Raw genomic sequence first — 9,679 nt, 5'->3', positions numbered from 1 at the left:
GGGAAATCGGCTGCCGTTTCGTTCCAAGCCTGCAGTTGTCTGACTTCTTCCGCTGCGACCAGCTCCAGGCTGGCCAGCGGGCAGTCCGGGTCGGCCAAAAGGGACCCGAGCAAGGTCTGGAAGTTGGCGATCAGGCGCTGCATGGTGGCGCGGTCGAAGAGATCGGTGTTGAAGTCGAGCGCGCCGGAGATCGTCTCCCCTTGTTCGAGGAGCATCATCGACAGGTCGAACTTGGCGGTCTGCACCTCGAAGGGCACCGGGGACAAAGTCAGCCCCGCCACTTCGCGGTCGGCGAGCGGCACGTTTTGCAAGGCGAACATGACTTGGAACAGGGGCGAGTGGCTCAAACTCCGCTCGACGCCAAGTTCGCCGACGAGCATTTCGAACGGCACGTCCTGGTGGGCGTACGCGTCGAGCGCTGTGCGGCGGACGCGCTGCAACAGCTCGCGGAAGGTCGGTGCTCCGGACAGGTCGGTGCGCAGGACGAGCGTGTTGACGAAAAATCCGATCAATCCTTCCAGCTCGGTGCGCTGACGGCCCGCGATCGGCGAGCCGACGGCAATGTCCTCCTGCCCCGTGTAGCGCGAGAGCAGGGTCTGGAACGCGGCGAGCAGGGTCATGTAGAGCGAAGCGCCCGTCTGACGGCTCAACGCGTTCAGACCGCGGGTCAGCTCCTTGGACAGAACGAACGGAATCTGCGCCCCGGCGAACGTCTGCACCTGCGGGCGCGGACGGTCGGTCGGCAGTTGCAGGACCGGCACTCCGTCGCCAAGCTGCCCTCTCCAGTAGTCGAGCTGAGCGGTCAAGCGCTCGCCCTGCAGCCATTCGCGCTGCCAGACCGCGTAGTCCGCATATTGGATCGCGAGTTCGGCGATCGGCGATGTCTGAGCAGCCGCAAATGCTTCATACAGAGCCGCAAACTCGTTCAGCAGCACGCCGACCGACCAGGCGTCGGAGATGATATGGTGCATGTTGAGCAGCAGGAAGTGGTCATATTCTGCCACTCGCACCACGTTCGCGCGGATCAGCGGCCCTTGGCCGAGGTCGAACGGGCGCTGCGCTTCCCGTTGCAGGTAGGCGAGTGCTTCTGCCTCGGGCAGTTCGATCATGGGAACTGTGACAGTCGCTTGCCCGGATGCCGTTGCAACGTGACGCAAGTTTGCACTGTTGTTCGAATGTGCTTCAGCAGTATTCGCAATGATTGCATCTGCCGTCGCACCTGCGCCTGCACCGTCCCCTTGCGTCGCCACCGGGGCGATTTTTTGCACCGCTCCCCCTTCAACTTCTGCAAACGTTGTGCGCAGTGTCTCGTGGCGGCGCACCAGCTCGTGCATGGTATGCCCGACGACTTGCAGGTCGAGCGCCCCTTGCACGCGGAGGATCAGCGGGATGTTGTAGGCCGCGCTGTTCGACTCCAGCCGGTCGAGGAACCAGAGGCGCTGCTGGGCATAGGACAACGGAAGCAGTCCGCCGCGTGCGACCGGCACGAGTGCCGGGCCGTCCGCATGACCGCGGGAAGCGGCGATCAGCCCAGCGAGCCCAGAGATGGTCGGGCGTTCGAACAAGCTGTGCAGAGACAGCTCGACCGAAAATGCCTGCCTGACTCGTGAGATCATCTGCGTCGCCAAGAGCGAATGGCCGCCGAGATCGAAGAAATTGGCGGTGACGCCGACCCCTTCCCGCTTCAGCACATCTGCCCAGATCAGGGCAAGCTGCGCTTCCGTCTCCGTGCGCGGCGCGACGTACTCGTCCGCTTCGACGCTCACCAGCTCTGGCCGCGGCAAAGCTTTGCGGTCGACTTTGCCGTTGCTGGTCAACGGCAGTCGCTCCAGAAACACGAACGCTGACGGTACCATCGCCGCCAACAGCTGGCCGGACAGGAAGGCGCGCAGCTCGGCTGCTGTCGCCGCCTGCGCCGCTTGGAGCACCACGTACGCTGCGAGTGTCACGTCGCCCTGCTCGTCTTTCCAGTCCAGCACCGCGCAAGCATCGACCGCCGCATGGCGGGCCAGCGTGGAGGACACTTCGTTGAGCTGAACGCGCACTCCGCGCACTTTCACCTGGTCGTCGACGCGGCCGAGGATCTCCAGCAGACCGTCCTGGCGATAGCGCCCTTTGTCACCGGTGAAATAGAGGTCGCCGACAAAGCGCTTCGCCCCCTCCTCCGCGTTGTTGATATAGCCCAAGGAGCGGTAAGGCGTGCGAATGACGATCTCGCCCGCCTCCCCGATGCCGCACAAGCCGCCCTGCCCGTTCAGGATCAGCACCTGCGTGTTCGGCTGCGGAGACCCGACCGGCTGGATGCCCGGCAGAGGCTGTGCAGGCACGACATAATAACATTTTGCCAGCGTGGTTTCGGTCGGTCCGTACAGGTTGATAATGTCGCCGAGCTCCGGGAACTGCTGACGCCATCTGCCCACCAGCACATCGGTCAGCGGCTCCCCGGCTGTAAACAGGCAACGCAGCGCAGACAGCGTGATGCCTGCCGGTGCTTGCGACACCCAGGAAGCGGCGAGCGAAGGCACGGTGTGCAGCACCGAGATCTTCTCGCGCTCCAGCCACGGGAGCAGGTACTCGGCGCTGAGATCGTCCAGCTTGTCCGGGAGGCACAGCGTCGCCCCGCTGGTCAGCGGCAGGAAGATGTCGCGCAGCGCCACGTCAAACGACAGGTGGATCAGCTGCGAGGAGCGGTCATCCGGCCCGATGCGGAACGTCTCGCGCTGCCAGATCAGGAAGTGGCTGAGCCCGTTGTGGCGGCCCAGCACCCCTTTCGGCACGCCGGTCGTCCCCGAGGTGAAGAAAATGTAGGCCGGGTCGTCCGGCAAGAGGTCAGGCTGCACGAAGGCAGCTGTTTCCCGACCAAAGTTCCCTTGTCCGCCCGGATCGACGGTCAGCACTCGATACGCCGCGAGCAGGTCGGCCAGTTCCCCTTGCGCCTGCCCGCCTGTGAGGTGCAGGACGTGCTGCGCCTTCGACTCTTCCAGCATCACGCGCTTGCGGGCGGCCGGGAGGTCTTCGTCGATCATCAGCAGCACGCCGCCGCTCTTCAGCACGCCGAGCATCGCGGCGATCAGGCCGAAGCAGCGCGTGGAGATGACGGCGACCACGCCGCCTTTTTCCACACCCCGCGCTTGCAGGCAAGCTGCCAGCTCATCGGCCCGCTCGTTCAGCTCGGTGTAGGTCAACGCCGCCTCTCCTTGCGCCACGGCGATCTGCTGCGGCGTGCGCTCCGCCCACTGTGCAAACAGCTCCTGCACGAACGGATACGCAGGCCCGTCGAGCACCGCGCTTCGATCCGGCAGCAACCTGCGGGACGCTTCGGTCACCAGCGAGTACTGATCGATGCGCAGATTCGGATCGTCCGCGATCTGCTCCAGCAGCACTTCCAGTTGAGACAGCAGCTCCGTGATCCGCGCTTCCGAGAACAGCGAGCTGCGGTAGATCAGTCGAAGTGCCAGCCCGGCTCCCTCCTGCTCCTGCACGATCAGGGACAAGAGGAACTTCGCTTCCTGCTCCACAGCCGGCAGCGGCGTGACGGACAGCTCCGGCAGATCGGCTTGCAGCGGCGGCATGTTCAGGTAGTTGACCAGCACGTCGAAGATCGGGTTGCGGTGCAGGCGGCGCTCCGGCTGCACTTCCTCGACCAGACGCTCAAACGGTAGCTCGGCATGGGCGTAGGCGCCCAGCGCCGTCTCCCGCACACGGCCGAGCAGTTCGACGAAGGTCGGCGCACCGGAAAGGTCGGCGCGCATGACCAGCGTGTTCAGGAAAAAGCCGATCAGCCCTTCCGTCTCCACAGCGCTGCGCCCCGCGATCGGGGTGCCGATGCAGATGTCGTCCTGCCCGCTGTGGCGGTGCAGCAAGGTCTGGAAGGCTCCGAGGATCGTCATGAACATCGTCGCGCCGTACCGCTGGCTCAGCTCCTGCAGGCGTCCGGTCAGCGCGTTCGGCAAGGTCAGCGAAACGTCGGCGCCGGCCTGTGTTTCTTCTCCCGTCAGATCGGTCGGCAGCTGCAGCAGCGGAAGTTCGCCGCTGAGCTGGTTTTTCCAGTAGTTCAGCTCGGCTTCCAGCTTGTCACCCGCCAACGTCTCACGCTGCCAGTGCGCATAGTCGGCGTATTGGATCGGCAGAGGCTTGAGAACGGCGTCTTCCCCGCGCAGATACGCGCTGTAGAGCGCGGTGAACTCTTGGACAAACAGGCCCATCGACCAGCCGTCTGAGACGATGTGGTGCATGTTCAGGAGCAGGATGTGCTCGTTTTCCCCCATCTGTAGCAAGGAGAAGCGAATCACCGGGCCTGCGGTCAGGTCGAACGGCGCTGTGGCGTCCGCTTGGGCCAGACGCATCGCTTCCTGCTCGCGCTCGGCGGTGGAAAGGCCGCTCAGATCAAGACGGAGCAAAGTCTGCCATTCCGGCTCAGCGATCACTTGCACGGGCAGCCCGTCCGCATTTTCTGCGAACGTAGTGCGCAGCGCTTCGTGGCGGGACAGGATGCCGTTCAGTGCGTTTTCGAACGCCTGCGCATCCAAATGCCCCTGCAGGCGCACCGCAAGCGGCATGTTGTAGGCGGTGTGTCCCGGCATCAGCTGGTCGATCACCCACAGGCGCTGCTGCGCGAACGACATCGGCAGCTCGCCGCCGCGCGCGACCGGCACGAGAGCATGGGCGGCCTCTCCCAATTCCAACCCGGCTGCAAAATCGGCCGCGGTCGGCGCCTCGAACAGGTGCCGCAGCGGAATCTGCGTGCCAAGCGCAGCGCTCAGGCGGGAGATGACCTGCGTCGCCAGCAGCGAGTGGCCGCCGAGCGAGAAGAAGTTCTCGTCGATGCTGACCTGCTCCATGCCGAGCACGTCGGCGAAGACCTGCGCCACCAGCGCTTCCGTTTCGGTGCGCGGGGCGGTGTAGACGGCCGCCTCCAGCGCAACGGTGTCGGGAGCCGGGAGTGCTCTGCGGTCGATCTTGCCGTTCGGATTGAGCGGCAGGGCGTCGAGCTGGATCAGGAAAGTCGGCACCATGTATTCGGGCAGCTTGTCTTTGAGATAGCTGCGCAGCTCGGCGCTGTCCGCCTGCTCCCCATCTTCCGGCACGAGGTAGGCGGCGAGGCGTTTGTCGCCCGCTGCGCTTTCGTGAACGATGACCACGCTCTCGTGGACGCTCGGATGCTGGATGAGCACCGCTTCGATCTCGCCGATCTCGATGCGGAAGCCGCGGATTTTCACTTGGTTGTCGATGCGGCCGAGGAATTCGAGCGTCCCGTCGGCCAGATAGCGGGTCAAGTCGCCGGTGCGGTACCAGCGCTCGCCCTCTACCGTGACGAATTTTTCAGCGTTGAGCTCTTCGCGCTGATAGTAGCCGCGCGTGACGCCGAGGCCGCCGATGTACAGTTCGCCCGGAATACCGACCGGGACGAGCTGCCGGTGCGCATCGTACACGCGCAGCTGAGCGTTGACGAGGCGGCGTCCGATCAGCAGACGCGTCATGCCTGTGCCGCGCGGCACGGCGAAGTTCGAGCAGATGATCGTCCCTTCGGTCGGGCCGTACAGGACGTGGATCTCCGCTTGCCTAAACACCTCTTTCATCTCATCGAGCAGGTCGGGCGGCACTGCGTCGCCGCCGGTAAAGACGAGGCGCATGCCGTCATAGTCGGACGCAGGCACTCCTTGATCACGGATCGTCTGCACGATCTGGCGCATCAGGCTCGGAACGGTGTGAATGGCCGTGTAGCCTTTCAGGTCTTGGATCAGCTGCGGCAGATCCAGCACGTGCTCGCGGGCGAGAATGACGGTGGCTCCGCCTTGGAGCAAGGTGTTCATCGACTCGAACAGCGCGATGTCGAACGCCACCGATGCGATCCACGGCATTACATCGTCCGCCCCGAAGCGGAAGCGCTCCTGGCTCGCCTGCAGCGTGGAGACGAGATTGCCATGCTCGACCATGACCGCCTTCGGACGGCCGGTGGAGCCGGAGGTGTAGATCATGTACGCCAAATGGTGCGGCTGCACCGCAGAGGCCGGGTTGTGGTCAGGCTGATCGGCGATCTCCGCCCCGTCGAGGTCGAAGCAAACGACCCGGGCAGCCTGAGCGCTCTTCGCTCCCGGCTGCAAAATCGAATCGGGCAGACGGCTCAACAGGTGGGACTGCGTGAGCAGCACGGGTGCCTGCGTGTCCTCCAGAATGAGCTGGATGCGCTCCTCCGGGTACGACGTGTCCAGCGGCACATACGCGCCGCCCGCCTTTAGAATCCCCAGCACGCCGACCATCAGGTCGAGCGAACGCTCGACACACAGGGTGACGAGCGCGTCCGGTCCGACGCCAAGCTGCTGCAGATAGTGCGCAAGGCGGTTGGCGCGGGCGTTCAGCTCGGCGTAGGTCAAACGCTCCTCGCCGAACAGGACCGCGGTGCGCTCCGGCGTCTTGGCCGCCTGCGCTTCGATCAGATGGTGCAGACAAGCATGCGGTACGTCCGGCAATGCGCCGTTCCACCGTTCCAGCAGCTGCTCTTCTTCCGCTGCGGTCAACAGCGGCAGGCCGGACAGCGGCGCATGCGGCGCTTCTACCGCGCCTGCGAGCAGGGTCAGGTAGTGCCCGATCATGCGCGAGATCGTCTCGGCATCGAACAGGTCGGTGTTGTAGGTCAGCGCCCCGGCGATCGTGCCGCCCTGCTCTTCCATCGACAGCTCCAGGTCAAATTTGGCCATCCCGCCGTCCGCGTCGATCATCTGCAACTGAAGCTCCGGCAGCTCGATGTCAGACTGGCGGGCGTTCTGCAGCACGAACAGCACTTGGAACAGCGGCGTCCGGCTCATGTCGCGCTCCGGCTGCAGCTCTTCGACCAATTTCTCAAACGGCACATCCTGGTGCGCATACGCCCCGAGCGCCGTTTCCCGCACGCGGGACAGCAAGTCGGCAAACGTCGGATTGCCGCTGAGGTCGGCGCGCAGAACCAGCGTGTTCACGAACAACCCGATCAGCCCTTCCGTCTCCCCGTGGTGGCGTCCGGCAAGCGGCGTGCCGACACAGATGTCTTCTTGTCCCGTATAGCGGGACAAGAGCGCCTGAAACCCGCTGAGCAAAGTCATGAACAGCGTTGCTCCTGCTTGCCGGGACAGCTTGCGCACCCCGGCGCTCAATGCTTCCGGCAGCCGGAACCGCGCCGCCGCGCCCTGATGGGTCTGCACCGGCGGTCGTGGACGGTCGGTCGGCAGCTGCAGCGCGGGCAGTTCGCCGCCGAGCTGCGTTTTCCAATATGCAAGCTGCTCATCCATCACCTCTCCTTGCAGCCACTGGCGCTGCCACGCGGCATAGTCCGCATATTGAATCGGCAGTTGCGCAAGCGGCGCGGGCTGCCCTTGACGGAACGCCTCGTACAGCGCGGCGAATTCCGCGGTGAACACGCCGATCGACCAGCCGTCCGCGATGATGTGGTGCATATTTGCGACCAGCACATGCTCCTTCGCCCCACACTTCAACAGCCGGAAGCGGACGAGCGGACCGACGGTGAGATCAAACGGCTCTCTTGCTTCTTGCAAGATCAACGCCTGCACCTCTGCTTCCGACGGAACGTCCAGCACTTCCAGCGCCGTCCACCCCGGCTCGGCGATCACCTGCACCGCCCCGCCGTCTCGGCTCGCAAACGCGGTGCGCAACGACTCATGGCGCGCGATCAGCTCGTTCAAACTCCGCTCCATCGCCTCCACATCCAGCTCCCCACGCAAGCGCACGGCAAACGGGATGCTGTACACTGCACTGCCCGGCATCAGCTGGTCGATCAACCACAAGCGCTGCTGGGCGAAGGAAAGAGGCAGGGCCGCTTCACGGGACACTTTTTCGATCCCGGCGCAGGGCTTTGAAGCCGCAGTTCCCGCCATACGCCCGATGCTGCCGGCCAGCTCGGCAACGGTCGGCGACTCAAACAGTGCCCGTAGCGGCATCTGCACGCCAAACGCTTCGTTGACCCGTGAGATCACCTGCGTCGCCAGCAGCGAATGTCCGCCGAGTTCAAAGAAATTGTCTTCCGCGCCGACCAGATCGGCCCGCAGCACATCCGCCCAGATCCCCGCCACAAGCTCCTCGGCTGCCGTGCGCGGCGCGACATATGCGTGCGTCGCCGCAGCCGACAGTTCCGGCACGGGCAAGGCGCGCAGATCGATCTTCCCGTTCGCCGTCAGCGGCATGACGTCCATCTTGACAAAAGCGGACGGGATCATATACTCCGGCAGCCGCTCCTTCAAGTAGCTGCGCAGCTCGCCGATCTCCGGCGCGCCTTCCGCACCGCCGACGAAGTACGCTGCCAGACGCTTGTCGCCCGGCACGTCTTCCCGGGCCATCACCACGCATTCCTGCACTGCCGGATGCGACACCAGCAGCGACTCGATCTCCCCGAGCTCGATGCGGAAGCCGCGGATCTTCACCTGCTGGTCGATCCGCCCACAGTACTCCAGCTCCCCGCTCGCCAGACGGCGGGCCAAGTCGCCCGTCTTGTACAGGCGGCCGGCGCCAAACGGGTTGGCGAGAAAACGCTCTCCGGTCAGATCGGCTCGGTTCAAGTACCCCCGCGCCACCCCGGCCCCGCCGACGTACATCTCGCCTGCGACGCCATACGGCACCGGCTCCAGCTGCCCGTCCAGCACGTAGACCTGCAGGTCGGGGATCGGCACGCCGATCACACTGCCCGCTCCGCTCTCGACATCGGAGCGCGTGATCGGGCGATACGTGACATGCACCGTCGTCTCCGTGATCCCGTACATGTTGACCAGTTGCGGCGTTGCATCCCCATGCCGTGCAAACCACGCCGCAAGCGAGGTCAGCTCCAGCGCTTCACCGCCAAAAATCACATAGCGCAGCGCCAACTCCGCGCTTGCCTGCGCACGCTCTTCCGCCTGCATCAGCTGGCGGAACGCGGACGGCGTCTGGTTGAGCACCGTCACCCCTTCCTGCGCCAACAGCTCGTAGAACGCATCGGGCGAACGGGACACCCAGTACGGCACGACGACCAACCGGCCGCCGTATAGCAGAGCGCCCCAGATCTCCCAGACGGAGAAGTCGAACGCATAGGAGTGGAAGACCGTCCACACATCCCGTTCATCAAACTGGAACCAGTGCTCGGTCGCCGTCAAGAGACGGCCCACATTGGCATGCGGGATCAAAACGCCTTTCGGGCGACCGGTCGATCCCGAAGTGTAGATGATGTACGCCAAGCTGTCCGGCGCAGCGCCGCTGACCGGGTTCTCCCGGCTTGCCTGCGCGATCTCGGCCGCATCGCGGTCGAGGCAAACGACTGCCGCCGCATGCGCAGGCAAGGTCGCGAGGTGCTGCTCCTGCGTGACCAGCACGGAAAGCTGCGAGTCTTCCAGCATGAAGGCCAGACGGTCTTGCGGATAGGACGGGTCGAGCGGCACATACGCCCCGCCCGCTTTCAAGATCCCGAGCAGGCTGACCACCATCTCCAGCGTCCGCTCTACCGCCAGCCCGACCAGTACTTCCGGCCCGACACCCCGACGCTGCAGGTAATGCGCCAATTGGTTCGCCCGCTCGTTCAGCTCGCGATAAGTCAAAGACGCCCCTTCATACACCACTGCCACCGCATCCGGCGTGCGCTCCGCCTGCTGGGCAAAACGCTCATGGATGCACAGCTCCTGCGCAAATTGTGCGGCAGGATCATTCCCGGCCCGGAGCAACT

The 9,679-nt window shown here is 64.7% G+C and carries 1 pseudogene; it reads right to left on the bottom strand.

Annotated elements, in window-relative coordinates:
* Positions 1 to 44: 44 nt before the first annotated feature.
* A pseudogene (locus EV586_RS21760) lies at positions 45 to 9,677 on the bottom strand (non-ribosomal peptide synthetase); the annotation flags it as partial.
* Between the last annotated feature and the right edge of the window lie 2 nt (positions 9,678 to 9,679).

It is taken from the genome of Tumebacillus sp. BK434 (genome assembly GCF_004340785.1).
In the GTDB taxonomy this organism is placed as follows: domain Bacteria; phylum Bacillota; class Bacilli; order Tumebacillales; family Tumebacillaceae; genus Tumebacillus_A.
Note: the sequence above shows the minus strand (reverse complement) of the source record. Positions and strands in the feature narration are given on the sequence as shown.